This is a genomic window from Baekduia sp. Peel2402 (genome assembly GCF_052567285.1).
In genome coordinates, this window is sequence record NZ_CP199582.1 from 2,793,263 (window position 1) to 2,819,152 (window position 25,890).

The following is a 25,890-nucleotide window of genomic DNA, read 5'->3' on the forward strand; positions in this document are numbered from 1 at the left end:
CCTACGACCTACAGGTCGAGCACCGCATGTCCAACAACATGAACGACGCTCGTCTCCCCCAGCCGCGCCGCCCGCCGTGCCGGCGCAGGCGTGTGACCGTGCAGGTGCAGCGCCGGCGCGACGCGCAGGTCGTAGTCGCGCAGCGCGTCGAAGCCTTCGTGCGCGCGGTCATCAGGCTCCTCGTGCACGCCGCGCGGCGGCGCGTGGGAGATCAGCACGTCGGCCTCCGGCAGCCGCCGCGCCAGCCGCGCCGCCTCCCGCTGCGTGTACTGCAACGGCGCGCCAGGCGCGTAGCGCACGCAGCCCTCGAAGCCGGCGAACGCGATGCCGCCGACCTCCGCGCGGCGCAGGTGCAGGTTGGTGGTGTTGGCCGCGTCGAGGTAGCGCCCGTCGTCGTGGTTGCCGTACACGCCGAGAACCGGCAGGCCGTCGTAGCGTCCGAGCGGGTCGAGCACGTCGGGCTCCAGGTCACCCAAGGCGATCACGACCTCCGGCGCGTGCGTCTCGACCAGCGCGCCCAGCGAGACGAACGGCGCGTCGTCGGCCAGGATCAGGAGGCGCACGCGGCGTCCACCGCCTCGGGCGCCACCAGCAGCCCCGCCGGGTGCTCGCCGGCGACCATCAGCGCCAGCGACGCGAACACCTGGTGCAGCGCGCCGAACGCCGCGCCCAGCGACGGCCCGCCGTCCGGGAACTGCGACAGCCGGCACGACGGCCCCTTCAGCGCCCGCAGCGCCCGCGCCAGCGCGACCAGCCGCCCCCACGCGCCCTCCACTGCGACCGCCCGCGTGCGCGACTTCTTGTAGGCCTCGAGCAGCGCGCGGTACCCGCCGGCCTGATCGACGAGCTCGCCGCGCAGCGCCTCGGCGACCACCGCCGCCCGCGCCGGGTCCGCCGGCTCGGGCCGCAGCGCGTCCTGCGCGCCATCGGCCCACGCCAGCACGTCGGCCGGCACCGCGCGCGAGGTCCGCTGTAGCCACAGCAGCACCTGCGGGTCGGCGGTCCAGCGCGCGACGTCCTGCGCGTCCGGGATCAGCGGATCGGTGCCATCGTGGGCCAGCAGCGCCAACCCCTCGTCCAGCCCCTGTAGGTACTCGAGCCCGACGTCGGCTTGGACCTCGAACGGCAGCGCCGCCCGCAGCGTGTCGCGCTCCTCGAACGCCAGCCGCTGCGCCGCCGCGTGCGCGCCGAGCAGCGGGACGATCCGCTCGCGCAGCGCCTCCTGCGTCGTGCCGGAGCGCTCCTCCAACAGCTCAGGCAACGCGCTCATCCCCGAGCAGCACGCAGTAACGACGCGCGCGAGCGCGTCGAGGGCGACCTCACGACTGGTGGGTGACCAGGCCTCCATTCCCAGGGACCTGTTCCCCGGCCTGCGGGGGTCAAACGACGCGCGGACCTCAGATCCAGCCGCGCGCCGTCGCCTGGAGCACCGCCTGTGAGCGGTCGGACACGCCGAGGCGCTGGTAGACCGCATGGCAGTGGGAGCGGACGGTCGACGTCGAGAGCCCCAGGTCGCGGGCGATCTCCTTGTAGACCTTGCCCTCGGCCAGGCCGCGCAGGACCTGCTCCTGCGAGCGGGTCAACGGCGACGGCTCGGTCGCGCGCGGAGCGGCGTCGCCGCCGGCCTTGGAGAGGTCGAACATGACCGCGCGCAGCTGCTGGGGCGTGAGGCCGGCGGCCTGAGCGGCGTGCAGCAGCAGCGGCGGGTCGACCGGTCGCGCGTGCGCGTAGTGGGCGAGCATGTCGGCCAAGCGCAGGACCGCGGCGGCGTCCTCGGCGTGTTCGGCGTGATGGTCCTCGACCATCGCCGCGAGCGCCTCGGGCAGCACCCAGCGGCGCAGCAACAGGCCGCCGACGAGCGCGTGGTCGAAGCCGAGCGCGCGACGCTCGGCGCGGGCGCGCGCGTCGGGCGTGTCGGCCTCGCCGTGGATTCCGGCCGGATAGGCCGGGCTCATCTGCTCGAGCACGAGCTTGCCGACGTCGTGCAGCAGCGCGCCGACCATCAAGGTGTCGTGGTCGCTGCGGTCGGCGGTGCGCGCGATCAGCGACGTCGCGCGCTGGGTGGTCAGCGCGTGCAGGCGGACGTGCTCGGGCGGCTTGCTCCAGCCAACGACCTGCTGGAAGTAGTCAATTGACTTGATGTCGGCGACGACCGCCGCGAGGCGATCGCGCCCTAGCGACCGGACAGCGTCGGGCACGGTCGTGATCGGCCCGCCGTCGCTGAGCGCGTTGGCGGCGCGGATCACCGCGACGGCGAGCGCGAGGTCCGCCTCGATGACATCCAGCAGCTCGCTTTCGGCGGTGGTCGGGGTCGCGAGCAGCGTGTCGAGGCGCTCTCGGGACTCGCGCAGCGCGGGCAAGCGCGTGACGCGCTGCAGCGCGGTCGCCAGCGCGCGGGCGCGGCCGCGTGAGTCGGAGGCCGGTGACGCCGAGGGCGCGGCGGCGGGCGCGGCCGTCCCCACGCGCGTGAAGCGATCGTCTCGGTCCTCGCGGTCGGCGAGCACCGCGACCAGCGCGTCGGCGACCCGCGGATCGAACTGCGTCCCCGACCCGTCGGCCAGCTCCGCGCGCGCGTGCTCGTCGTCCAGCGCGCGCCGGTAGGAGCGGTTGGAGGTCATCGCGTGCCAGGCGTCGGCGACCGCGATGATCCGCGCGGCCATCGGGATGTCCTCGCCCGTCAGACCGTCCGGGTAGCCCTGGCCGTCCCAGCGCTCGTGATGCGCGCGCACCGCCGCGGCGACGCGGCCCGCGCCCGGCACCGCGGCCAGCGCCTCGGCGCCCCAGCCCGGGTGCTTGCGCATGACGTCCCACTCCTCCGCGGTCAGCCGACCGGGCTTGTGGAGGATTACGTCAGGCACGCCGATCTTGCCCAGGTCGTGCAGCCGCGCGGCCATCTCCAGCTCCTCGACCGCCTCGGCGTCCAACCCGAGCCGGACCGCGAGCGCGTCGCAGAGGTCGACGACCTCCTCGGCGTGCCCGCCCGTGTAGCCGTCGCGCAGCGCCAGCAGCTTGGCCAGTGCGCCAACGCCCGCGTCGACCATGTTCATGATCTCGGGCGTGCCGGCCCACCCGAGCGCCGCCAGCGTCGCGAGGTCGCCGATCGCGCGGTCGAGGTCCTCGCCCTCGTCCTGCGCAGCGGCCGTCACCGCCAGCGTCGCGCCGCGCGCGGCGCCGATCGGCGCATGGGCCGAGACGCCGAGGTGCTCGACGAAGCCGTCGGCGCGCACGAAGCGACCGCGCTGCGACGCGTGGTCGCCCGCGGCGGCCACGACCTCAAGCGCGCCCGCGTCGCCCTCGGCGACGACGAGGACCGCCGCGCCACGCACCGCTGGCAGGCGGCATGCCTGTTCGACGATCAGCTCGACGGCCCGCTTGCGGCCCCCCGAGCGCGTTCCCGGCAACGAGTTGCCCGGCACCCTAGACATCCCCCTTGAATCGCTTCCCGCCTCGACCCACCCAATGGAGAGCGTGACCGGTCGGTGAGCTTGACCTTCTTCCCGGTGCGACGGCGGACGAAACGGGGCGCCGCAATGCCGCGGCGCCCCATCCCGCGGGGATCAGCGCGTGACGCGGAGCTTGATGCTCGTCGTCCTCGCCTTGCCGCCGACCGCGAGTCGCACCGTGACGGTGTGCTTGCCGAGCGTCGCAGCGCGGCCGACCTTCAGCGCGATCCTGACCGTTCGGGACTTCCCGGCGGCCAGCGCGGCGACCTTCGCCGACTTCGCGCCCGTGACGTGCAGCGCCTTGGCCACCGTGGCGACGAGCGTGCCCGACGGCGATGTCGCGGTCGTGCCGTTCTTGACCGTGAACGCCAGCGTCGCCGTGTGGCCACGACGGACCGACGAAGACGTGGCCTTGGCGACCGACAGCGTGAACGTGCCGTCCTTGCCGTCGCGGCCGGCGGCGCCCTGCGGGCCGGTCGCGCCCGTCGCCCCGGTCGCGCCCGTGCCGCCGTTCACGCCCGCGTCGCCCTTGTCGCCGGCGTCGCCCTTGTCGCCGGCGTCGCCCTTCGGGCCCGGGACGCTCGTGTCCGTGCCCGCCGGATCGACCTGCGGGATCGTGAACGAGTCGACCGGACGGCCGGTTGCCATTAGCCCGTGAGGAGCCACCGGGTCCAGCGCGTCGGTACGCACGAACTTGCCGCTGATCGCCCCCTCGCCGAAGGTGAGGAAGATGACCGCGGGCATCGTCGCCGCGTCCTGCGACCAAGCGACCCACGGCTCGCCGTCGAGCAGGCCGTCGTAGTTCTTGCCGGTCGTCGACTGCTCCAGGTAGGTGGTGCCCTTGCCGGCGCCCACGATCTTCGGCGAGACCTTCGGCATGCCGGCGGCCCAGTCCTCGGTCGGCACGCCGACGACCGGATGGCTGCGGACGTTGTGCGCGTCGTGGCCGGAGACCACGACCTCGACGCCGTACTTGTCCATCAACGGCATGACGTCGTCGCGGAACTCGCGGTCGGCGTACTCGGGGTACACGCGGCTGGTCTTGGAGTGAAACGGCGGCTGGTGCATGACCACGACCTGGAAGCGCGTGCGGGTGACCGCGGACTTCAGGTCGGCGTCCAGCCACTCCAGCTCGTGCTGCCAGTAGACGGGGTACGTGGACGGCTTGGAGCCCGGGCTCGCCTCCAGGACCACCCAGTGGACGCCCTCGTAGTCATAGGAGTAGGAGCGGTTCGCCTGGCCGGACGGGCCGTTGTCGGTGTTGGGGAAGTGCGCGTAGTACAGCGGCGACGCCGTGCCGGGAACCGCGGTGTTCTTGTACTCATGGTCGCCCAAGGCGGACATGAACGGCACCGAGCCCAGCAGCGTGCGGGTCGGGGTGCCGTCAAGGGTCGAGCTGTCGGGGAACGTGTAGACGCCCGCGAGCAGACGGTCGTACATGGTCTCCATCGTGCCGTCGTTCATGTTGTCGCCGGAGGTGACGACGAACGCCGGGCGCACGTTCTGGTTGAGCGTGACCTTGTTGGCGTAGTTGAGGCCGACGACGCCCTGAACCGAGTACTGGCCGGGGGCTGAGGCGCCGAACGGGACGACGTCATCGCCATCGTCGACGTGGACCTCGCCGTAGGTCGCCGCGGTGTAGGTCGAGTTGCCGGCCTTGGCGGTGGTGAACGTCCCGGGCGCCAGGCCGGCGGGCGTGGCGGTCGTCGTGACGAACCAGTCGTACTTCGCGTTCGCCGCCAGGCCGGTGAACGTACCCGTGAAGAACGTGTAGAACGGCCCGCTGCCGGTGGCGACGCCTTGGGCGTCGGTGCGGCCGAGCGGCAAGCTGATGCAGTCGCTCGGCGCTGGGGTGACCGCGGCGCAGGCGGCCGCGCCGCCGTTGCCGATCGCGGCCGGGCGCGCGTAGCCGATCGCCGTGGTGCCGACGACGGCGGCGTCCTCCTTGAAGGTGATCGCCATCGTCGTGGCGGTGTCGCCGGTGAACGCGAGGTGCGCGTCGGTGATCGCGGCGCAGGCGCTGCTCGCGCCGGCGAGCGACGCCGCGACCGTGAGCGCGGCCAGCGCAAAGCGGCCACGACGCGGAAGGGGTGATGCCATGGGGACGTCCGTTCAGGGTTGAGGGGGATCCGACAACCCGGTACTGAAGCGGGCCCCGATCACCGTTAGGTGTACAACTCGTGAAGCTCACGCAAGTAGCCGTGTCACCCGTCGCGGGCGAGGGGCCGTCACCCGCGCCGCCCGTACGGTCGGTCGTCATGGGCGAGGCCATCGGGCAGTCGTTGCCGTTCGCAGTCGGCGTGGCGATCAGCCCGATGCCGATCATCGCGGTCGTGCTGATCCTGGTGACGCCGCGCGCGCGGATCAACGGGCCAGCGTTCCTGATCGGCGCGATGCTCGGCGTCGCGCTCGTCGGCGGGATCGTGATCGCGGTCGCCGATCCGGCGGGCGCCAGCGACGGCGGCGCGCCGGCGACGTGGGTGAGCTGGATGAAGCTCGCGCTCGGCTTGCTGCTGCTCGCGGTGGCGGTCAAGCAGTGGCGCGGGCGCCCGCGGCCGGGCGAGGACGTCGCGATGCCGTCGTGGATGTCGGCGCTGGACACGTTCACGCCCGTGCGCGCGCTGGCGATCGGCGCCGCGCTGTCGGGGATCAACCCCAAGAACCTGCTGCTGATCGTCGGCGCGGCGGCGGCGGTCGCGCAGACCGGTGTGTCGGGCGCCGACGAGGCGATCGCGTGGGTCGTGTTCACGGTGCTCGCGTCGGTCGGGGTCGGCGCGCCGGTCGTCGTGTACTTCGCGCTCGGCGACCGCGCCGCGGCGCTCCTGGATGAGCTGAAGACGTGGATGGCCACCAACAACGCGGCGATCATGGCCGTGATCTGCCTGGTGATCGCCGCCAAGCTCGTCGGCGACGCGATCACCGGCCTGTCGGCCTGACCGCTTGACCGCCGCAGCGGCGCTCTGGCGGCCGACCCGTCTGGCACCCTTCCGCGGCCATGGCCGTCCGCCCCGCCCCTCCGCCGCCCGCTCCCACGCGGCTCGGGCGGGCCTTCGGGTGGCTGTGGGCGGCCTACGCGGTCAGCGCGGCGGGGACGTGGATCGCGTTCGACGCGTTCCCGATCGTGGCGATCATAACGCTGGACGCGGGCCCCGCGGAGGTCTCGGCGCTGGCCGCCGCCGGGCTGGCGATCGCGGCGGTGTTGGCGGTGCCGCTGGGCCCGTGGGTCGAGCGGCGGCGCAAGCGGCCGGTGATGGTCGCGATGGACCTCGTGCGGTTCGGCGCGCTGCTGACCGTCCCGTTGACGTACATGTTGGGCTGGCTGACGGTCTGGCAGCTGTTGGTGGTGTCGGTTGTCGTCAGCGCGGCGGACGTCGCGTTCCGCGCCGCGAGCGGCGCGTTCCTGAAGGGGTTGGTCGGGCCGGGCGAGGGCCTGCTGGTCGCCAACGGGCGCTTCGAGGCGACGACGTGGACGGCGACGGCGATCGGGCCGCCGGCGGGCGGCGCGGCGATCGGAGTGCTCGGCGCGGCGACGACCGTCGTGGTCAACGCGGTGAGCTTCCTGGGCTCGGCGCTGATGCTGCGCGCGATCGGGCCGGATCGTGAAGCCGAGCCGCCCGCCGCCGCCCGGGCGCTGCACCGCTCCGACCTCCTCGACGGCTGGCGCTTCATCCTCGGCCATCCGACGTTGCGGCCGTTGTTCTTCAACCAGCTCCTGGTCGGCGGCCTGATCATGGCGACGACGCCGCCGATGGCCGTGCTGATGCTCGGCGAGCTGGGCTTCTCGCCGTTGGAGTACGGGTTGGCGTTCGGCGCGCCGTGCCTCGGCGGCCTGCTCGGCGCGCGGCTGTCGCGGCGGGCGGTCGCGCGACTCGGCGCGGGACGGGTCCTGCGCGTCTTCGGGACGCTGCGTGCGTGCTGGTCGATCGGCCTGCCGTTCGTCTTCGCCGGCGCGGGCGGCCTGGTGCTGGTGCTCGTGCTCCAGACCGGGTTGGTCTTCTGCATGGGGATCTTCAACCCGGTCTACGCGACGCTGCGGCTGCGCGCGACGCCCGACGACCGGATCGCGCGGATGCTCGCGGCGTGGACGACGTCGTCGACCGCGACGATCGCCGCGCTCACCGCGCTGTGGGGCCTGCTGGCGGCGGCGACGTCCGCCCGCGCCGCGATCGCGACGGCGGGCGGACTGCTGCTGTTGACGCCGCTGCTGCTGCGTCAGCTCGCGGTCGTCGAGGTCGACGCCGCGAAGTAGTGGCCCGCGGCGAGGTCGTCGAGCAGGCCAGGGTGCTCCGGCTCCCAGCCCAGCAGCTCACGGGTCCTGGCGTTTGAGGCCGGGCTGTCGAGCGCGGCGAAGAAGCCGAGGAAGCCGAGCTCCTCAGGCGCGACCGACGCGGCCGGGACGCCGACCCCGCGGCCGATCGCCTCGGCGATCGCCTTGAACGGCACACCCTCGTCGCCGACGGGATGCAGGCGCGCGCGGGCGGGCGCGGACTCCAGCGCGAGGCGGTAGACGCGCGCCGCGTCGAGCGTGTGGCCAGCGGGCCAGCGGTTGGCGCCGTCGCCGATGTAGCCGGAGACGCCCTTCTCGCGGGCGATCGCGATCAGCATCGGGACGAAGCCGTGCTGGTCGAGGTCACTGTGGACGGTCGGCGGGAGCCGGACGACCGAGGCGCGGATGCCGCGGTCGGCGAGGTTGGCGGCCGCGTTCTCGTTGTCGACGCGGTGGCCGACGTCACCGAAGATGTCGTCCTCGGTGCCGGGGCGGCCGGTGACGCCGCCAACCGCGAGCATCAGCGTGCCGGAGGTGCCGACGAACGGCTTGCCGCTGTCGGCGAGCGCGTCGCCGAAGGCGGCGACCACGGCGCGGTCGAGCGCGAGCGCCTCGTCCATCGCGCCGCGCGCCATCGCGGCGTGGTCGTAGGCGAGGTGGATGACGCCGTCGGCGTCGGCGGCCGCCGCGCGCAGGCCGCCGAGGTCGGCGAGCTCGCCGCGGTGGACGTCGGCGCCGGCCGCTTCGAGCGCGGCGGCGGAGGCGTCGGAGCGGGCGAGGCCGACCACGGTGTGGCCGTTGTTGAGGAGCTCGGGGACGACGGCCGAGCCGATGTGACCGGACGCGCCGGTGACGAAGACCTTCATGGGGAGAACCTCGGTTCTGGGGAGTGATGACACTTGGTGCCATCGCACGGTAGCACGGTTGATGTCACTTGGTGTCATCGCGGTCGATATCCTGTGACGAAGACATGGCCCGATGGCAACCCGATGCCCGCAGCCGCCTCGCGGCCTCCGCGCTCGACCTCTACGCCGAGCGCGGGTTCGAGGGCACAACCGTGGCCGAGATCGCCGAGCGCGCCGGGCTGACCAAGCGCACGTTCTTCCGCCACTACGCCGACAAGCGCGAGGTCCTGTTCTCCGGGACCGAGGAGCTGGAGGCGGCGATCGTCGGCGGGGTGCGCGGCGCGCCGGCGGATGCGACGCCGCTGGACGCGGTGCTGGCGGGACTCGACGCGACGGCGCCGTTCTTCGTCGACCGCTGGGAGCACGCGCGGCGCCGGCAGGCGATCATCGAGGCCAATTCGGAGCTGCAAGAGCGCGAGCTGATCAAGATGTCGCGGTTGGCCGGCGCGGTGGCGGGCGCGCTGCGTGAGCGCGGCGTGGAGGATCCGGCCGCCGAGCTGACCGCCGTGGCCGGGATGGCAGTGTTCTCCAGCGCGTTCGCGCGGTGGGTGGGCGCGGAGGACGACGGCGCGGGCCTCGGTCCGCTGATCCACGACGGCGCGCAGGCTTTGCGGACGGTGGCCCTAGCCTGAAGGCTATGAGCGTCGCTGCACCGCCCCAGCTGTTCGCGTTCGACAACAGCTTCGTCCGCGAGATGGAGGGGTTGTACGTGCCGTGGCAGGGAGCGGTGGCGCCGGCGCCGGAGCTGTTGGTGCTGAACGAGGCGCTCGCGGTTGAGCTAGGCGCGGAGGTCGCGGCACTGCGGGCCCCCGAGGGCGTCGCCGCGCTGGTCGGCAGCGCTCCGCCCGCCGGCGCGGAGCCGGTCGCCATGGCCTACTCCGGCCACCAGTTCGGCTCGCTGTCGCCGCGACTGGGCGACGGCCGCGCGCTGCTTTTGGGCGAGGTGGTCGACGCTGGCGGCCGCCGCCGCGACCTTCACCTCAAGGGCTCCGGCCGCACGCCGTTCGCGCGCGGCGGCGACGGCAAGGCGGCCGTCGGGCCGATGCTGCGCGAGCACCTCGTCAGCGAGGCGATGCACGCGCTGGTGATCCCGACGACGCGCGCGCTGGCCGTCGTGGCGACCGGCGAGCGCGTGATGCGCGAGACCGCGCTGCCGGGCGCGGTGCTGGCGCGCGTCGCGTCCAGCCATCTGCGCGTCGGGACGTTCCAGTACGCCTCGCTCTCGGGCGACATCGCGTTGTTGCAGCGCTTGACCGACTACGCGATCGCGCGCCACCACCCGGCCGCGACCGACGCCGACGTCCCCGCGTTGGCGCTTTTTGAGGCCGTCCTGGACGCGCAGGCGAAGTTGGTGGCCCAGTGGATGTCGGTGGCTTTCGTCCACGGCGTCATGAACACCGACAACATGACGATCTCGGGCGAGACCATCGACTACGGCCCGTGCGCGTTCATGGAGGCCTTCGACCCGGCCGCGACGTTCAGCTCGATCGACCACGGCGGCCGCTACGCCTACGGCATGCAGCCCGCGCTGGCGCAGTGGGACCTCGCGCGGTTGGCGGAGTCCCTGCTGCCGCTGATCGCCGACGACACCGAGTCCGCCGCCGCGCTCGCCACCCCGATCCTCGAATCCTGGTGGCCGCGCTACGACGCCGCCTTCCTCGCGCGCATGCGCGCGAAGCTCGGGATCCCGGTGAGCGGTGACCCGGGCGACGACGAGCTCGACACCACGCTGATCGCCGACCTATTGGGGCTGCTGCGCGCCGACCACGTCGACTTCACCAGCTTCTTCCGCGCCGCCGCCTCCACCCTGCGCGGCGACGACCGCACCACCGACGCCCGCGGCCTCTTCCTCAACCTCGCCGCCTGGGACGCCTGGCTCGCGCGCTGGCGGGAGCGGCTCGGCGACGCCGCCGACGATCCGGCGACGCCTTCCACCATGGACACCATCAACCCGGTGTACATCCCGCGCAACCACGCCGTCGAGGACGCCCTGACCGCCGCGACCGTCGGCGACCTCGCGCCCTACCACCGCCTCCTGTCCGCGGTCACGCGCCCGTTCGAGGCGCGCGCCGGCTTCGAGGACCTCGCCGCGCCCGGGCCGGACGGCGACGTGTACGTCACCTACTGCGGGACCTGACCGCAGACCGCGCACGCCGGGTCGCGCGTGACCGGCGCCCACCAGGTCCGGAAGGTCTGGATGTCCAACAACATGGCCTTGCCCTCGGTCGCGGCGGGCCGTCCCAGCAGCGCGTGCATGACCTCGATCGAAAGCACGGTGCCGACGAGGCCGGACGCGGGACCGAGCGTCATGGCGAACCGCCCGTCACGCCGGCGCATCGCGACGAGCTCGTCGTAGAACGGCGAGTCCGCGCGCATCTGCGTCTCCTCGCAGGCGAAGCACGCCGTGCGGCCGGGGACGAACATCGGGCCGATCTTCATGATCGGCGTCGCCTGCCCGCACGCGATGTAGGGCGTCCCGGCCTCGACGCAGGCCGCGTTGACCCAGCGCTCCAGCTCGTACGGCGGCCAGTCGGCGAGCAGCACCACGATGTCCGCGGCGCGCGCCAACGGCGCGACGTCCTCGACGCCCGCCACGCGCCGGTCGACCGTCTCGACCGCGGTCCGCGGCGCGAACCGCCGCACCCACTCCGCCGCGCACTCGACCTTCGGCCGGCCGATGTCCGCGTCGACATACAGCACTTGCCGGTTGAGGTTGCTCGGCTCGACCGTGTCGTCGTCGACCAAGATGAAGGACCCGACGCCCGCACACGCGAGGCCGCCGAGCGCCCAGGTGCCGAGGCCGCCGCAGCCGATGATGGCCACCGTCGCATCGGCCAACGCGCGCTGCCGCTCCTGCGGCGGACCGAACTCCGCGAGATAGGGCAGCTGCCGATCGAACCGCGCCGCCGCGTCATCGTCCAACGCTGGGCTGTCCTCGGGCCAGGACGCCAGCACCTCCGCCGCCCCGAGCGCATCGAGCTTCTCCCGCAGCACCTCCACCGCCGCTCCGGTCCTCCCGACGAGCACCTCGATCCCGGACGGAACCTCCAAGGCCGTCAACAACGCCCGATCGACCTCATCCGGCTCCGGCACCACAAGATCCGAGGCGCCGGGCCGCAGCAGATACACCCGCCCGTCCGACGCCTCCAGGACCTCCACCGACGCCCTCAGCGCATACACCTCCCCCACGCCGCTCACGTCGACTTCGTGATGCTCGCGAGCGGAACCAGCTTCTCGTCCAGCACGTCGATCTTCATGACCTCCACCTCCTCTCAACCACCCTTCGTGGTGCTCATCTCCGAGATCACTTTGTTGTCCATCACCTCGATCCGCATGCTCGTCACCTCCTCCCGTCGGTGGGTGCCCGCGCGACGTAGACGACCTTCTCGTCGGTGTCCTCGTCGACCGTGGGCGTGATCGTCTTGTAGGTCTGGCCGTGCGCTCCGACGAACTCCAGGCCGGCCTCCAGCATGGCCGCGCGGATGTCCGCGTCCGGGTGATGGCGCTGGAAGTGCGGGCTGCGCTCGATCGTCCAGAAGAAGCCTTCACGCTGCTCGAGGACGACGAAGTCCGTGCGGAAGACCCCACCCGGCTCGACCTCGCCATCGGCGATTCCTTCGACGATGAGCACGCGGCTCGGCTCCTGGCGGACGAGCGCGCCGTACACGCGATACATCCCGATGGTGTTGACGTCGAACAGCACCACCCCGCCCGGCGCGAGGTTGCGGCGGAAGCCCTTGAAAGCGGCGACCAGCTGCTCTTGCTCCAGGAGGTAGTTGACCGAGTCGTTGAGCGAGCAGATCAGGTCGAACACCCCGAGCACCGGCAGGTCGCACATGTCCCGTTGGAGCAGCGGGACGTCCGGCCCCAGCTTGCGACGCGCTAGGTCGAGCATCGGCGCGGAGATGTCGACCCCGACCGCCGACCAGCCCGCTTCGAGAAGCGGCGCGAGGCTCTTGCCGGTTCCGCACGCCACGTCGAGGGCCCGCCGCCCTGAGAGCCCGGCAGCCTCGGCCAGCGGCATAAGCGCCGACCACCACCACTCGTAGTCCGCATCCCGGGTGAGGCTGTCGTAGAACGGCGCGAAGACGTCGTAGGCCGCCCCGGACAGCGTGTTCCCGCCTGGCTCGACCGGCGCCACGTGGGACATGCACCACCTCCCTCTCCACAGCGATCAGCGCCACACAGCGACTTGCCGTCGCACGCTAGGACCGCTCGACGGCCCCTGTCAAAGCCCGTCCGGCAGCGCCACCTCACCGCATCGTCGAATGCTCATCCCTCTCCAGCGAACCGCTGCGGCCGCCGTCCGGAGCGCGTACCGCGAAGGCTGAACGAGCGGAGGGCGTGGCCGGGCAATGCGACGACTTCCGGCAGGTCGTCCTACCCCTTCACTGAACCGCGCGCCCTGATCTATCGGCGATCCGCTCGCGGAACGCTGACGATCGGCATGGGTCGTCACCGCACCAGCAGCGCGTCCGGCGTCAAGTCGGCCAGCGACGCGTAGCCGTCGACGGCCATCAGCAGGTCGGCCTCGGCGAGCAGAGATCGGATGACGTGGACGATGCCCGCCTCTCCACCGACGGCCAACCCGTAGGCGTACGGTCGCCCGATCCCGACAGCGCTCGCGCCCAAGGCAATGGCCTTGACGATGTGCTCGCCGCCGCGCACTCCGGAATCGAAGATCACCGGGACCGCGTCGCCCGCCGCCTCGACCACCGGGCCGAGCATGTCGATCGCCGCCGCGCCGCCGTTGGCCTGGCGGCCGCCGTGGTTGGAGCAGTAGATGCCGTCGATGCCGCCGTCGATCGCGCGACGCACGTCCTCGGGATGGCAGATCCCCTTCAACAACAGCGGCAGGTCGGTCAACGAGCGCAGCCAGGCGAGGTCGTCCCAGCTCAGCCCCGGGTCGCTGAACCCGAGCGCCCACGCCAGCGCCGCCGCGCGCGGGTCCTCCTCCGGCGGCTTCTCCAGCTTGGCGCGGAAGACCTCGTCGCTGAAGTAGTTGGCCAAGCACTTGCCTTGCAGCTGCGGGAACGACGCCATCGACAGGTCGCGCGGCCGCCAACCGAGGATCTGGGTGTCCAACGTGACGACGATCCCCTTGAACCCAGCGGCCTCCGCGCGGCGCACGAACGACGCGGCCAGCTCGCGGTCGGCCGGCGTGTAGAGCTGAAAGAACCCGGGCGCGTCGCCCAGCGCCGCGGCGACGTCCTCCAGCGGGTCGGCCGACAGCGTCGAGGCGATCATCGGCGTGCCGGTCGCCGCGGCCGCCCGCGCCGTCGCCAGGTCCCCGTGCCCATCCTGCGCGCACAGCCCGATCACACCAACCGGCGCGAGCATCAGCGGCGAGGACCACGACACGCCCAGGAGCTCCGTCGACAGGTCGCGCTCGGCCGCGCCCGCGAGCATCCGCGGGACCAACCCATAGCGGTCGAACGCCGCCACGTTCACATCCTGCGTCGCCTCGTTGCCGGCCCCACCCGCCACGTAGGAGAGGATCTCGGGGCTGAGGCACTTCGCCGCCCGCGCCTCCAGCTCCGCGAACGTCATCGGCAGCGCCGGGCGCACGCCCGCCAGGCCACCGAGGTAGATCTCCAGCTGGAAGTCCCCGAAGTTCGGCATGGCGGGGATCCTCGCGGATCCCCGCCATCCACGCGACAGCTACGCCAGGTCGAAGCGGTCCAGGTCCATGACCTTGGACCAGGCCGCGACGAAGTCCGCGATGAACTTGTCGGCCGCGTCGGCGGAGGCGTACACCTCGGCCAGCGCGCGCAGCTCGGAGTTCGAGCCGAAGACGAGGTCGTTGCGGGTGCCCGTCCACTTCACGGCGCCGGACGCGCGATCGACCGCCTCGAAGCGGAGCTTGCTCGCGCCGCCGTCCGCGCCGCGCCACTCGATGTCGTTGTCCAACAGGTTGACGAAGAAGTCATTCGTCAACGTGCCCGGGCGGTCGGTGAGGACGCCGTCGGCCGAGCCGCCCGTGTTGGCGCCCAGGGCGCGCAGGCCGCCGACCAGGACGGTCAGCTCCGGCGCGCTCAGCGTCAGCAGGTTGGCGCGGTCGATCAGCAGGTACTCGGCCGGCAGCCGCTGCGGGCCGCTGGCGTAGTTGCGGAACCCGTCGACCTTCGGCTCCAGCCACTCGAACGACTCGGCGTCGGTCTGCTCGTCGGTCGCGTCGACGCGACCGGGCGAGAACGGGACGACGACCTCGCGGCCGGCGTCGCGCGCGGCCTGCTCGATCGCGGCGCCGCCACCCAGGACGATCAGGTCCGCCAGCGACACGGGCTTGTCATAGCCCTTCTGGATCTCCTCCAACTTGCCGAGGACCTCCGCCAACTCGGCCGGGTCGTTGACCTCCCAGTCCTTCTGCGGGGCCAGCCGGACGCGCGCGCCGTTGGCGCCGCCGCGCTTGTCGCCGCCGCGGAACGTCGACGCCGACGCCCACGCCGCCTTGACCAGCTGCGAGACCGTCAGGCCCGAGGCGAGGATCTGCGACTTCAGCGCGACCACGTCGGCGTCGCCGATCGTCTCGGCCGGCGCGGCGGGCAGCGGGTCCTGCCAGATCAGCACCTCGTCCGGGACCTCGGGGCCGAGGTAGCGCTGGATCGGCCCCATGTCGCGGTGCGTCAGCTTGAACCAGGCGCGCGCGAACGCATCGGCGAACTCGTCCGGGTTCTCCAGGAAGCGGCGCGAGATCTTCTCGTAGGCCGGGTCGATGCGCAGCGCCAGGTCGGTCGTCAGCATCGTCGGGCGACGCGTCGGCGAGTCGGACGCCGGGCCCGGGATCACGGCCTCGCTGTCCTTGGCGACCCACTGGTGGGCGCCGGCCGGGGACTTCTCCAGCTCCCACTCGAAGGCGAACAGGTTCTCGAAGAAGTGGTTGGACCACTGCGTCGGCGTCTGGGTCCAGGTGACCTCCAGGCCGGACGTGATCGCGTCCGCGCCGCCGCCAGAGCCGTAGCTGCTCTTCCAGCCCAGGCCCTGCTCGACGAGGTCCGCGCCCTCCGGCTCGGGGCCGACGTGCGGGTCCGGATCGGCTGCGCCGTGCGTCTTGCCGAACGTGTGACCGCCGGCGATCAGCGCGACCGTCTCCTCGTCGTTCATCGCCATGCGGCCGAACGTCTCGCGGATGTCGTGCGCGGAGGCCAGCGGGTCCGGGTTGGCGTTGGGGCCCTCGGGGTTGACGTAAATCAAGCCCATCTGGACGGCGCCCAGCGGGGACTCGAGCTCGCGGTCGCCCGTGTAGCGCTCGTCGCCCAGCCACGTGGTCTCGGGGCCCCAGTAGACGTCCTCGTCCGGCTCCCAGACGTCCTCGCGGCCGCCCGCGAAGCCGAAGGTCTCAAAGCCCATCGACTCCAGCGCGACGTTGCCCGACAGGATCAGCAGGTCGGCCCACGACAGCGACTGCCCGTACTTCTGCTTGACCGGCCACAGCAGGCGGCGCGCCTTGTCGAGGTTGGCGTTGTCGGGCCAGGAGTTCAACGGCGCGAAGCGCTGCTGACCGGCACCGGCGCCACCGCGGCCGTCGGTCGTCCGGTAGGTGCCGGCGCTGTGCCAGGCCATGCGGATGATCAGCGGACCGTAGTTGCCGAAGTCGGCGGGCCACCAGTCCTGCGAGGTCGTCAGGACCTCGGCGATGTCGGCCTTGACGGCGGCCAGGTCGAGCGCGTTGAAGGCCTCGGCGTAGTTGAAGTCCTCGCCCAGCGGGTTGGCGACCGCCGGGTTCTTGGCCAAGATCTTCAGGTTGAGGCGCTGCGGCCACCACTCGTGGTTGCCGCCGCTCTCGGTCGGGTGCGGGAAGCGGTCGTGCGCGACAGGACAACCGTCCTGTTCGGGCTCGTTCATCTCGCGAACGACGGCGTCGGGATGCTGGTGCTCAGACACGGGGGAACCTTTGTGCGTGTTGTTGTTCTTCTAGATCGCGGGCGCGGTCGCGACCGCGCACGCCGGGCAGAGGCCGCGGTAGACGACCTCGGCCTCCTCGATGACGAAGCCGTGGTCGTCGGCGGCTTCGAGGCAGGGCGCGGCGCCGATGGCGCAGTCCACGTCCTCGATCGCGCCGCACGACCGGCAGACCAGGTGATGGTGGTTGTCGCCCACCCGCGACTCGTAGCGCGCGACCGAGCCCGGCGGCTGGATCCGCCGGACCAAGCCCGCCTCGTCGAGGGCCCGCAGAACGTCGTAGACGGCCTGCTGGGAGACGTCGCCGAGGTCGACGCGCACCTGGTCGATGATCGTGCTCGTGTCGGCGTGCGGGTGGTCGTAGACCACGCCGAGAACCGCCAACCGCGGGCGGGTCACGCGCAGGGAAGCCCCGCGCAGGACGCGCTCGAGTTCAGGGGTCGCCGGCACGTGGTGGAGTCTCTCACAGATTCTGGAACGAGTCCAGATTAGGTCCGCGCGTCACGAGCTGAACGCCGCGCCGCGGGCGCCACACAGCCGCCGGGCCCTGGTCCGGACGATCTCCTGGTTCAGGAGAGGACTAGCCGGTGGCGCTTGCTGCGGACGCTGCCGCGGGCGCGGGCTCCGCCACCACGGCGGCGTCGTCCACGAACGGCAGGACCTGATCGAGCGCGCTCAGCTCGAAGGTGCGCCACGCCGGCTCAGGCGGGCGCGTCAGGGCGAGCTCGATCCGGCGCATCTCCGCCTGGCGCACGGAGCGCAGCAGCACGGTCAGCCCCGAGGAATCGCAGAACTCCAGCTCGTTCAGATCGACGAGGATCGCGGGCGCCGGGGTGCGGCGCAGCGCGTCGTCCACGGCGGACGCCAGCTCACCGCAGGTCGCGAGATCCAGCTCGCCGACGACGGCGAAGACCGCGCGGCCCGGGCTGGGGCTCGTCTCGGTCACAGCAAAGATCTTGGGCATGGTGTTCCTCCCGGCGTGAAGCAGGTGCACGGGGAACGGTCGCTAAGCGGCCCTCGACGCAGATGCGGTGGTCGTACTGCATTGATGACCTTGACAGGTCTGCCCCGCCCTGGCTAGGCCGCGGGCACGCCGACGTACCCCGCTAGGTGCTCGCCGGTCAGCGTGGAGCGCTGCGCGACGAGGTCCGCGGGCGTCCCTTCGAAGACGACCGTGCCGCCGTCGTGGCCGGCGCCCGGGCCGAGGTCGATGATCCAGTCGGCGTGCGCCATCACGGCCTGATGGTGCTCGATCACGATCACCGACTTGCCATCGTCGACGAGCCGGTCCAGCAGGCGCAGGAGCTGTTCGACGTCGGCCAGGTGCAGGCCGGTCGTCGGCTCGTCCAGGATGTAGGTCTCGCCTTTCTCACCCATCTGCGTGGCGAGCTTCAACCGCTGCGACTCGCCGCCGGAGAGCGTGGTGAGCGGCTGGCCGATGCGCAGGTAGCCGAGGCCGACGTCGGCCAGGCGGCGGACGATCTTGTACGCGGCCGGGGTGGGCGCGTCGCCGTCCGAGGCGAAGAAGGCCGTCGCCTCGTCCACGGACAGCGCGAGCACCTCGGCGATGTCCTTGCCGCCGTACTTGTACTCCAACACCGCGGCCTGGAAGCGCTTGCCCTCGCACTCCTCGCAGACGCTCGCCACGCCGGCCATCATCGCCAGGTCGGTGTAGATGACGCCGTTGCCGTTGCAGACCGGGCAGGCGCCCTCCGAGTTGGCGGAGAACAACGCGGGCTTGACGCCGTTGGCCTTGGCGAAGGCCTTGCGGATCGGGTCCAGCAGGCCGGAGTAGGTCGCGGGGTTGGAGCGGCGCGAGCCGCGGATCGCGGACTGGTCGATGGCGACGACGCCGTCGCGCGGTGCGACCGAGCCGTGGATCAACGAGGACTTGCCGGAGCCCGCGACGCCGGTGACGACGGTCAGGACGCCGAGCGGGATGTCGACATCTACATCTTGGAGGTTGTGCGTGGAGGCGCCGCGGACCTCGAGCGTCCCGATGGGCTCGCGGACGGCGTCCTTGAGCTGGGCCCGGTCGTCGAGATGGCGGCCGGTGACCGTGCCGGAGGCGCGCAAGCCGTCGAGGTCGCCCTCGTAGACGATCGTGCCGCCGTTGCCGCCGGAGCCCGGGCCGATATCTACAACATGGTCGGCGATCGCGATCGCCTCCGGCTTGTGCTCGACGACGAGGACCGTGTTGCCCTTGTCGCGCAAGCGGATGAGGAGGTCGTTCATCCGCTGGATGTCGTGCGGGTGCAGCCCGATCGTCGGCTCGTCGAAGACGTAGGTGACGTCGGTCAGCGCGGAGCCGAGGTGGCGCACCATCTTCACGCGCTGCGCCTCGCCGCCGGAGAGCGTCCCCGAGGCGCGGTCCAGCGAGAGGTAGCCCAGGCCGATCTCGGAGAAGGAGTTCAGGGTGTCGCGGAGCGTCTGGAGCAGCGGCGCGACGGAAGGCTCGTCCAGCTCGGCGACCCAGGCGGCGAGGTCGCGGATCTCCATCGCGCAGGCCTCGGCGATGTTGATGCCCTTGATCTTGGACGAGCGCGCCGGTTCGGCCAGGCGCGTGCCGTCGCACTCGGGACAGGTCGTGAACGTGACCGCGCGCTCGACGAAGGCGCGCACGTGGGACTGCAGCGAGTCCACGTCCTTGGAGAGCATCGACTTCTGGATCTTCGGGACCAGGCCCTCGTAGGTGAGGTTGATCCCGTCGACCTTGATCTTGGTCGGCTCCTTGTACAGGAGGTCGTGGCGCTCGTTCTTGTTGAACTTCTTGATCGGCTTGTCGCAGTCGAAGAAGCCGCAGCCGTTGAAGATGCGACCGAACCAGCCGTCCATGCTGTAGCCGGGGATCGTCAGCGCGCCGTCGTTGATCGACTTGGTGTCGTCGAAGAGCTGGGTCAGGTCGATGTCGTCGATCTTGCCGCGGCCCTCGCAGCGCGGGCACATGCCGCCGGTGCGGGAGAACGTCGCCTTGACGGTCTTGGTCTTGTCGCCGCGCTCGACCGTGAGGCCGCCGGAGCCTTTGACGGAAGGGACGTTGAAGGCAAACGCGCTCGGCGGCCCGACGTGCGGCTTTCCCAGGCGCGAGAAGAGGATCCGCAGCATCGCGTTGGCGTCGGTCGCGGTGCCGACGGTCGAGCGCGCGTCGGCGCCCATCCGCTGCTGGTCGACGATGATCGCGGTCGTCAGGCCTTCGAGGACGTCGACGTCCGGGCGCGCGAGCGTCGGCATGAAGCCCTGGACGAACGCGCTGTAGGTCTCGTTGATGAGCCGTTGTGACTCGGCCGCGATCGTGCCGAAGACCAGCGAGCTCTTGCCCGAGCCCGAGACGCCGGTGAAGACCGTGAGGCGTCGCTTGGGCAGGTCGACCGAGACGTCCTGGAGGTTGTTGACGCGCGCACCGTGGACGCGGATGAGGTCGTGCGCGTCGGCGACGTGGGCCGCGGGCGCGGCCTTCTTGGTAGCCATCTAGGCCTGCTGGATGCGCAGCAGGTTGCCCGCCGCGTCGCGGAAGGCGCAGTCGCGGAGACCGTAGGGCTGGTCGGTCGGCTCCTGCACGACCTCGGCGCCGGTGGCCTGCAGGCGGTCGAAGAGCGCGTCGAGGTCGGGCGACGCGAGGTTGACGGAGGCGAACGTGCCCTTGGCCATCATCTCGGCGATCGTGCGCTGCTCGTCCTCGGTGATGCCGGGCGTTGCCGTCGGCGGGTAGAGGACGATCGCCGTGTCCGGCTGGCCGACGGGGCCGACCGTGATCCAGCGCATGCCCTCGTAGCCGACGTCCTGGCGGACTTCGAAGCCGAGCGCATCCCGGTAGAACGCCAGCGACGCCTCGGGGTCGTGGTGGGGCAGCATGCTCGAGTGGATGGTGATGGTGGCGTTGTCGTTGCTCATGGTCGTGACGCTACGCGCGGGTCGGCGCAGGCGCTTCTCGATTCCTGATCGGCCGCGTGACCTGCTTGGCGACGCACGCGGGGATGCCATCCGTGTCGCGCTGCTCGTTGTCCTTGCGGTACTGAGACGGCGGCACGCCGACCAGCTCGGTGAAGCGCGTGCTGAAGGTGCCCAGCGACTGGCAACCGACGGCGAAGCACACCTCGGTGACGGTGAGGTCGCCCCGTCTCAACAGCGCCATCGCCCGCTCGATCCGGCGGGTCATCAAGTAGGAGTACGGCGACTCGCCATACGCGGCCTTGAACTGGCGCGAGAGGTGGCCGGCCGACATGTGCGCACCCCGCGCGAGCGCCTCAACGTCCAGCGGCTGGTCGTACTCGCGATCGATCCGATCGCGGACCCGGCGCAGCCAGGCGAGGTCCTGGAGGTGCTGCTGGTCAGGCGGCGGCACGGAGGGGATCGTGGCACATACGTGATGACGCATGGGCGTTCGGCGAGCGGGCGCACACAGCTGGTAGCACGTGAAACCGGGCTGCAGAGAAGGGGACGTTTGAGGAAGGTTGCAGATCCCGCGATCGCTCAGACATCCTGTTTGTCTTCAGCAAGCCTGCATGCTTAGCTGGTGACACCATGAGGGGCACCGTACTCAGGTCCGTCGTCGTCGATGCACGCCGCTTGGTGCTCGCCATGTCCTTGGCAGCGCTGGCCGCCGCGTTCGCGCTGACCGTGCTCCCGCGCGCCGCCCAGGCGGAGCCGCTGCTGCTGGACCCGGCCGCCGCGGCCGAGTGCCCGGACTGCGCGACGCCCGAAGGCGGCGCTCAGGTCATCAACTACTTCCAGCAGCTCGCGCCGCAGAGCGACATCACGCTGACCCCGCCCGACGGTGTGACAGCACCGCCAGGCGGCTGGCAGGCCAGCGCCGAGTCGATGGTCGCCGAGGAGGCCGCGATGGACGCCGCGACCGGCGCCGCCGGCGAGGCCGCAGACGCCGTCGCGTCGACGACCGTCCTCGTGGAGGAGGGCGCGGCCGCGATCCCGGAGCTATGCAGCACCGCGATCCTCTGTCCGGCCGCCCTGGCGGTCGGGGCCTTCGGAACCGGCTACGTGATCGGCACCGGTGCCAAGGCGCTGTACCTGAGGTTCTTCGGCGGTGAGGACCCCAACACCGAGTCCTACATCTCCAGCGTCACGTGGAACCGCTTGACCTGGAGCGAGGACTACCACATCGCCAGCGACGCCGGACCGGTCGTGCACCCTGGCGAGTACTACCTCAGCTGGGCCGAGGAGAACCCGTTCGGCTACAACTTCTTCAGCTACGCTTGGCACGGAGCGGTCTCCGGGAACATGTGCCGATTCGGGATCGTGCAGCCGCGCTCGGTGATCGTCCGCTACGGCACGACGCCTTACCGCTGCAGCAGCAGCCCACCGCAGCCGATCGAGGCTTACATCCGGACGCCCGAGATGTTCATCGGGCACCACCGGCCCCCGGCGCCCGCCAGCACGACCGACACGACGGGCTCCACCACAGTCCCGGCGCCGCCGACCCCGTCGCGCTCGGACTTCGGGGACGCCGCCACCGACGTCCTCAACGATCCGTCTTCGACCAAGCTGCGCCTCTGGCTGGAGCATCAGCTGGCCCCACGCTGCCACGCCGACCCGACGAAGGACCTCGTGAACGTCCCGAACGTGCTGGACGGCGAGTCCGAGGCGCACTTCGAGGCCTGCCTCACCAGCCTCGGGCTCTCGCCGACCCCGGTCGAGCTGCCCGACGCCGTCCTGGACGCGGGCATGGAGGACCCGGTCTGGTCCAACCCGGGCGACGACGCGACGGTCGAGCCGGACACGACGATCAAGGTCTACGTCAACCCGCCGAATTCACGTGCGAAGACCCGGCCCGATGAGCGTTGCCGCCCCGACGACTCGCCGACGCCCGGCGACCCCGGCGTCGCGCCGCCTGGCTACAGCGGCCCGGACCCGCGGTTCGAGCCGCGTCCGGCGCCCGCCCCCGCGGGGTACCCTGGCTACGACGTGCTCTACGACACGCCACGCACGATCCGCCTCTGGTGGGGGACGCGGTACTGGGGCTATCGTCACATCGAGACCAAGCGCGGATATGGACCCACCGACGAGGCCAACACCCTCGAGGCGCTCCAGGATCCGGTGCCTTTGCCGGCGGATGAGGACGACGACTCGTCCTGGATCTTCCAGTCCTTCTACGACGTCATCGACGCGCTGACCGGTCAGCCCGTGCACTGCGCGCGGAGCGTGTTGGTGAACTTCTTCCAGCGCGGGATCGACCCCGACCCGCGCGACATCATCACCTCGTTCTACGGGTCGTACCAGTCGTGAGCGCTGACGCGGACGCCGACTTCGCCGCCCGCCGCGCGGCCTTCGAGGACGAGTGCCTGCGCGGAGTACGCAAGGTCCTCGCCGACGAAGCGCCGCTGCGCGGCGAAATGGAGAGACACGGCCGGACGCTGCGCTCGCTGACCTTGGAGCGCAGCGACGGCGACGCGGAGGTCGTCGCCGAGATGGTCTTGGCCGATGGCACGCCGCTGACCGAGCGCTACTCGGTCTGGCACTTCGACGTGCCGCCGAACCTCGACGAGCCGTTCGCGGCGCGCGAGGCCGCCAAGATGATCGCCATCGCGATCACCGACCTCTGATCGCCGTGAGCGCCTCCAGCTCGGCCACCGCGCGATCCTCGACACGCTCGTGCGCGAGCGCGGCCGCCAGCCGCTGGGCGCCGCGGCGGTAGGCGGGGTCGTCCAGGATCTTCGAGAGCGCGCGCGCCACGGTCGCGGGCCGAGCCCACGGGCGCAGCCGGACGCCGGCGCCCGCCGCGACGACGCGGGCCGCGACGTCGGGTTGGTCGCGGCTGATCGGGATGCAGACCTGCGGCACGCCCGCGGCGAGGGCTTTGGATGCGCTGCCGTGGCCGCAGTGCGTGATCGCCGCGGCGGCGTGGGCGAGCACCGCGACGTGCGGGGCGCTGCGGACGACGGTGACGTTGGCCGGCGGGTCGAGCAGCGTCGGATCGAGCTCCGGGCCCGTGGTGACGAGCCCGCGGACCGGGAGGCGGCCCAGTCCCTCGATGACGCGGCCGAGCGTCTTGGCGTGGTCCTGGTTGGTGGAGCTCATCGCGACGAGCACCAGGGGCGCATCGCCCGGCGGGGCGCTCCACGGCTCGGCCCAGACGGGATCGTTGATCCGCGGCCCGCAGTGCACGACGGCCTCCGACGTGTGGCCCGCCGCGAAGTCGAAGGCCGCGCTGGAGAGCACGAGGGTCCGGTCGGCGCGACGCAGCTGGTCGAACACGTCGTCCAACGGGCCCAGCCCGTTGGCGGCGCGCGCCGCGTTGAGCGCCGGGAGCCCGCGGTTCCAGAGCGCGGCGCCGAGAGCGCCGAAGAGCCGATCCCGGCCGCGCCCGAGCGGGCCGCGCGCGGGCAGGAAGCCAGGTCCGAAGGGCGGCACGCCCGGGGTCGGGACGACGTGGACCGTCGTGCTCAGCACGGCGACCGGGACGCCGGCAGCCTCCGCACCCACGGCGGCGCCCAGCAGCAGGAGCTCGGGGACCACGACGTCGGCCGGGCTCCGGGCCAACTCGTCGCGCACGTCGGTCGCGAAGTCCGCCGCCGGGCCGGTCACCAACCGGTCGCGAATCCGCGCCAGGCCGCCCATCGGCGTCCTCGGCTCCCAGTCGCGGATGAACTCCGAGGCCGGCGTTCGGTCGTCGCGGTGCGGCGCCCGCGTCCAAGCGACGAACTGCGCTCCGGACGCCTCCACGTCGGGTCGCAGGACCGGGTCGGCCAGCACGCGCACGGCGTGCCCGCGAGCCACCATCGCCGCGGCGACGTCGAGCAGCGGTGGCACGCATCCGCCGCCGTCCCACAGGCAGAACAGGTACCGCGCCATCAGCTCCTCCTCGGGTAGAGCGCCTGGACGAGCTCGGCCATCGCACGCTCGGTCTGCTTGCGCGAGAGCCCGTGGTCGCGCCGCAGGAGCTTCCACATCAACACGTCGGTGGCCGCCTGCAACTGCGCGAGGCGCCGCCGCCGATCCGCCCCGCGCAGGGCGTCGAGCGCGCCCGCGAAGGTCCGCTCGCACCACTCCCGGTGGCTGGCCCGCCCGCCGTCGAGCGCCGCCGCCAAGGTCTCGACGCGGTGCTCGAGCGCCAGCGCGCGGACGTTCGCGTCGCCCATCCGGTCGTAGTCGGCGACGACGAGCGCGATCGCCGTGGGGACGTCGTCGACCGGGGCCTCCCGCTGCGCACGTCGCTGCGCCGAGAACCGCTCCAGCGCGGCGGTGAACAACGCCTCTTTGGTCCCGAAGTGGTTGATCACCGTCTGCTGGGACAGGCCCGCCGACCGGGCGATCGCGCGCAGCGTGACCTCGTCGTACCACCCCGCCATGAACAGCTCGGCGGCGGCATCGAGGATGCGAACGCGCGTCGCCGCCTGGGCCTCGGCACGCGCCTGCATCCGGTAGGGGCGCGAGGCTGGCACTTTCACTGGAACGACGGTAAAGCGAATTGCCGCCCCGCGTCAACCGTCAGTCCGACGCCAGCCGTTCGAGCTGGCGACGTGCCACGTCGTTGGTGACCTCGAGCAGACGCAGGGCGAGGTCGAGCTCGGCGGCCGTGAAGCGCGCGGCGAGCGTCGCGTCCCAGTCCTGCTTGGCGGGAGCCCAGACCTGGTCGGCGGCGGCGTAGAACGCCGGGGTGACCGCGATCGCCACGCGGCGGCGGTCGCCGGGATCCCGCTCGCGGGCGGCGTAGCCGGCGCGCTCCAGGCGATCGATCACCCCCGTGATCGCACCGGTGGTGAGCCCCGCCTCGGCCGCCAGCTCGCCCGCGGTGACCCCGCCGCGACTCTGGATGATGCTCAGGCAGTGCAGGTCGGTGAGGTTCACACCCAGACGCCGGGCGGCGTGGTTGTCGAAGGCGCGGTCGAGGTTGCCGTTGAGGCGGAAAGCGTCGACGAGGGCGTCGATCTTGTTCTGCTTGGTATTGGAGCGACTGGACATCAGATCTCTTAGTAGCTAAGATATATGGCAGCTGAGAAGTCTACTCCCCACCCCCGGAAGGAAGTCAGCACACCATGAGCGACATCACCATGCGCCTCGAGCTCGTCCAGGTTCCGGTCTCCGACGTGGACCGCGCCAAGGCCTTCTACGTCGAGCAGCTCGGTTTCAACGCCGACCACGACCACCAGGTCTCCGACGAGCTCCGCTTCGTCCAGCTGACGCCGCCCGGCTCGGCCTGCTCGATCGCCATCGGCACCGGCATGTCGGAGATGGCCCCCGGCTCGGTACAGGGCCTGCAACTGGTGGTCGAGGACGCCGACGCGGCCCACGCCGCGCTTTCGGCCCGCGGCGTGGAGGTCGGCGACGTCCAGGACTTCCCGTGGGGCCGCTTCGTGTTCCTCAGCGATCCGGACGGCAACGGTTGGGCGGTGCAGCAGATCGTGCGCCCGTAGGTCGC

24 protein-coding genes are annotated in these 25,890 nt (G+C 71.8%); 7 read left to right on the top strand and 17 right to left on the bottom strand.

Annotated elements, in window-relative coordinates; all coding sequences use genetic code 11:
* Positions 1-8: 8 nt before the first annotated feature.
* The 4 genes from ACT01A_RS13660 to ACT01A_RS13675 form a co-directional block, all read right to left on the bottom strand.
* Positions 9-563, bottom strand: a complete 555-nt coding sequence (locus ACT01A_RS13660; RefSeq protein WP_445147638.1) for a metallophosphoesterase family protein — start codon at positions 561-563, stop codon at positions 9-11.
* Entirely contained in the window at positions 551-1,270 is a 720-nt protein-coding gene (locus ACT01A_RS13665) for a hypothetical protein (RefSeq protein WP_445147639.1), read from the bottom strand. The genes ACT01A_RS13660 and ACT01A_RS13665 overlap by 13 nt, the downstream gene beginning before the upstream one ends.
* A gap of 127 nt (positions 1,271-1,397) precedes the next feature.
* Positions 1,398-3,425: an HD domain-containing phosphohydrolase gene (locus tag ACT01A_RS13670; protein WP_445147640.1), complete on the bottom strand. Its 2,028-nt coding sequence runs from the start codon at positions 3,423-3,425 to the stop codon at positions 1,398-1,400.
* A 132-nt stretch (positions 3,426-3,557) separates the two neighbouring features.
* A complete protein-coding gene (locus ACT01A_RS13675; RefSeq protein ID WP_445147641.1) occupies positions 3,558-5,543 on the bottom strand; it encodes a metallophosphoesterase in 1,986 nt (661 codons plus the stop codon).
* 158 nt (positions 5,544-5,701) lie between these two features.
* On the opposite strand from ACT01A_RS13675, the gene ACT01A_RS13680 reads away from it, so the two are divergent.
* On the top strand, positions 5,702-6,379 hold the full coding sequence (locus tag ACT01A_RS13680) for a GAP family protein (protein WP_445147642.1): 678 nt from the start codon (positions 5,702-5,704) through the stop codon (positions 6,377-6,379).
* A 59-nt stretch (positions 6,380-6,438) separates the two neighbouring features.
* Positions 6,439-7,692 carry an MFS transporter gene (locus tag ACT01A_RS13685; RefSeq protein ID WP_445147643.1) on the top strand — a complete coding sequence of 418 codons (1,254 nt, stop codon included), beginning with the start codon at positions 6,439-6,441 and terminating at the stop codon, positions 7,690-7,692.
* On the opposite strand, the gene ACT01A_RS13690 is transcribed toward ACT01A_RS13685, so the two are convergent.
* Positions 7,656-8,576, bottom strand: a complete 921-nt coding sequence (locus ACT01A_RS13690) for an SDR family oxidoreductase (protein WP_445147644.1) — start codon at positions 8,574-8,576, stop codon at positions 7,656-7,658. The genes ACT01A_RS13685 and ACT01A_RS13690 overlap by 37 nt on opposite strands.
* A gap of 104 nt (positions 8,577-8,680) precedes the next feature.
* Between ACT01A_RS13690 and ACT01A_RS13695 the strand changes: the two genes are divergently transcribed.
* On the top strand, positions 8,681-9,247 hold the full coding sequence (locus tag ACT01A_RS13695) for a TetR family transcriptional regulator (RefSeq protein ID WP_445147645.1): 567 nt from the start codon (positions 8,681-8,683) through the stop codon (positions 9,245-9,247).
* A gap of 5 nt (positions 9,248-9,252) precedes the next feature.
* Entirely contained in the window at positions 9,253-10,752 is a 1,500-nt protein-coding gene (locus ACT01A_RS13700; RefSeq protein WP_445147646.1) for a protein adenylyltransferase SelO, read from the top strand.
* Here the strand turns inward: ACT01A_RS13700 and ACT01A_RS13705 are convergent.
* From ACT01A_RS13705 to ACT01A_RS13745, 9 genes are all read right to left on the bottom strand, one after another.
* Positions 10,737-11,813: a TOMM precursor leader peptide-binding protein gene (locus tag ACT01A_RS13705; RefSeq protein ID WP_445147647.1), complete on the bottom strand. Its 1,077-nt coding sequence runs from the start codon at positions 11,811-11,813 to the stop codon at positions 10,737-10,739. The two genes, ACT01A_RS13700 and ACT01A_RS13705, sit on opposite strands and share 16 nt — an antisense overlap.
* A gap of 142 nt (positions 11,814-11,955) precedes the next feature.
* The gene (locus ACT01A_RS13710) at positions 11,956-12,765 is read right to left on the bottom strand and encodes a methyltransferase domain-containing protein (RefSeq protein ID WP_445147648.1); all 810 of its coding nucleotides are present in this window, start codon (positions 12,763-12,765) and stop codon (positions 11,956-11,958) included.
* A 305-nt stretch (positions 12,766-13,070) separates the two neighbouring features.
* Entirely contained in the window at positions 13,071-14,237 is a 1,167-nt protein-coding gene (locus tag ACT01A_RS13715; protein ID WP_445147649.1) for an alpha-hydroxy-acid oxidizing protein, read from the bottom strand.
* 39 nt (positions 14,238-14,276) lie between these two features.
* Positions 14,277-16,460 carry a catalase/peroxidase HPI gene (gene katG, locus ACT01A_RS13720; RefSeq protein ID WP_445147650.1) on the bottom strand — a complete coding sequence of 728 codons (2,184 nt, stop codon included), beginning with the start codon at positions 16,458-16,460 and terminating at the stop codon, positions 14,277-14,279.
* A 69-nt stretch (positions 16,461-16,529) separates the two neighbouring features.
* A complete protein-coding gene (locus ACT01A_RS13725; protein WP_445147651.1) occupies positions 16,530-16,967 on the bottom strand; it encodes a Fur family transcriptional regulator in 438 nt (145 codons plus the stop codon).
* Positions 16,968-17,097: 130 nt separating this feature from the next.
* Positions 17,098-17,481, bottom strand: coding sequence for an STAS domain-containing protein (locus ACT01A_RS13730; RefSeq protein ID WP_445147652.1), 384 nt, complete (start codon positions 17,479-17,481; stop codon positions 17,098-17,100).
* A gap of 113 nt (positions 17,482-17,594) precedes the next feature.
* Entirely contained in the window at positions 17,595-19,985 is a 2,391-nt protein-coding gene (locus tag ACT01A_RS13735) for an ATP-binding cassette domain-containing protein (protein WP_445147653.1), read from the bottom strand.
* Complete coding sequence (locus ACT01A_RS13740) at positions 19,986-20,408, bottom strand: VOC family protein (protein WP_445147654.1); 423 nt, start codon at positions 20,406-20,408, stop codon at positions 19,986-19,988.
* A gap of 10 nt (positions 20,409-20,418) precedes the next feature.
* Entirely contained in the window at positions 20,419-20,892 is a 474-nt protein-coding gene (locus ACT01A_RS13745; RefSeq protein WP_445147655.1) for a helix-turn-helix transcriptional regulator, read from the bottom strand.
* Positions 20,893-21,038: 146 nt separating this feature from the next.
* Between ACT01A_RS13745 and ACT01A_RS13750 the strand changes: the two genes are divergently transcribed.
* Both ACT01A_RS13750 and ACT01A_RS13755 read left to right on the top strand, forming a co-directional pair.
* Positions 21,039-22,757 carry a PASTA domain-containing protein gene (locus ACT01A_RS13750; protein WP_445147656.1) on the top strand — a complete coding sequence of 573 codons (1,719 nt, stop codon included), beginning with the start codon at positions 21,039-21,041 and terminating at the stop codon, positions 22,755-22,757.
* Complete coding sequence (locus ACT01A_RS13755) at positions 22,754-23,074, top strand: hypothetical protein (protein ID WP_445147657.1); 321 nt, start codon at positions 22,754-22,756, stop codon at positions 23,072-23,074. Before ACT01A_RS13750 ends, ACT01A_RS13755 begins: the two co-directional genes overlap by 4 nt.
* Here ACT01A_RS13755 and ACT01A_RS13760 read toward each other — a convergent pair.
* From ACT01A_RS13760 to ACT01A_RS13770, 3 genes are read right to left on the bottom strand one after another with little or no spacing between them, the layout of a single operon-like run.
* Positions 23,061-24,323, bottom strand: a complete 1,263-nt coding sequence (locus ACT01A_RS13760) for a nucleotide disphospho-sugar-binding domain-containing protein (RefSeq protein ID WP_445147658.1) — start codon at positions 24,321-24,323, stop codon at positions 23,061-23,063. The two genes, ACT01A_RS13755 and ACT01A_RS13760, sit on opposite strands and share 14 nt — an antisense overlap.
* Positions 24,323-24,919, bottom strand: a complete 597-nt coding sequence (locus ACT01A_RS13765; RefSeq protein WP_445147659.1) for a TetR family transcriptional regulator — start codon at positions 24,917-24,919, stop codon at positions 24,323-24,325. Before ACT01A_RS13765 ends, ACT01A_RS13760 begins: the two co-directional genes overlap by 1 nt.
* Before the next feature lie 40 nt (positions 24,920-24,959).
* Positions 24,960-25,433, bottom strand: a complete 474-nt coding sequence (locus tag ACT01A_RS13770; RefSeq protein ID WP_445147660.1) for a MarR family winged helix-turn-helix transcriptional regulator — start codon at positions 25,431-25,433, stop codon at positions 24,960-24,962.
* Positions 25,434-25,507: 74 nt separating this feature from the next.
* Between ACT01A_RS13770 and ACT01A_RS13775 the strand changes: the two genes are divergently transcribed.
* Positions 25,508-25,885: a glyoxalase superfamily protein gene (locus ACT01A_RS13775; protein ID WP_445147661.1), complete on the top strand. Its 378-nt coding sequence runs from the start codon at positions 25,508-25,510 to the stop codon at positions 25,883-25,885.
* Positions 25,886-25,890 lie beyond the last annotated feature (5 nt).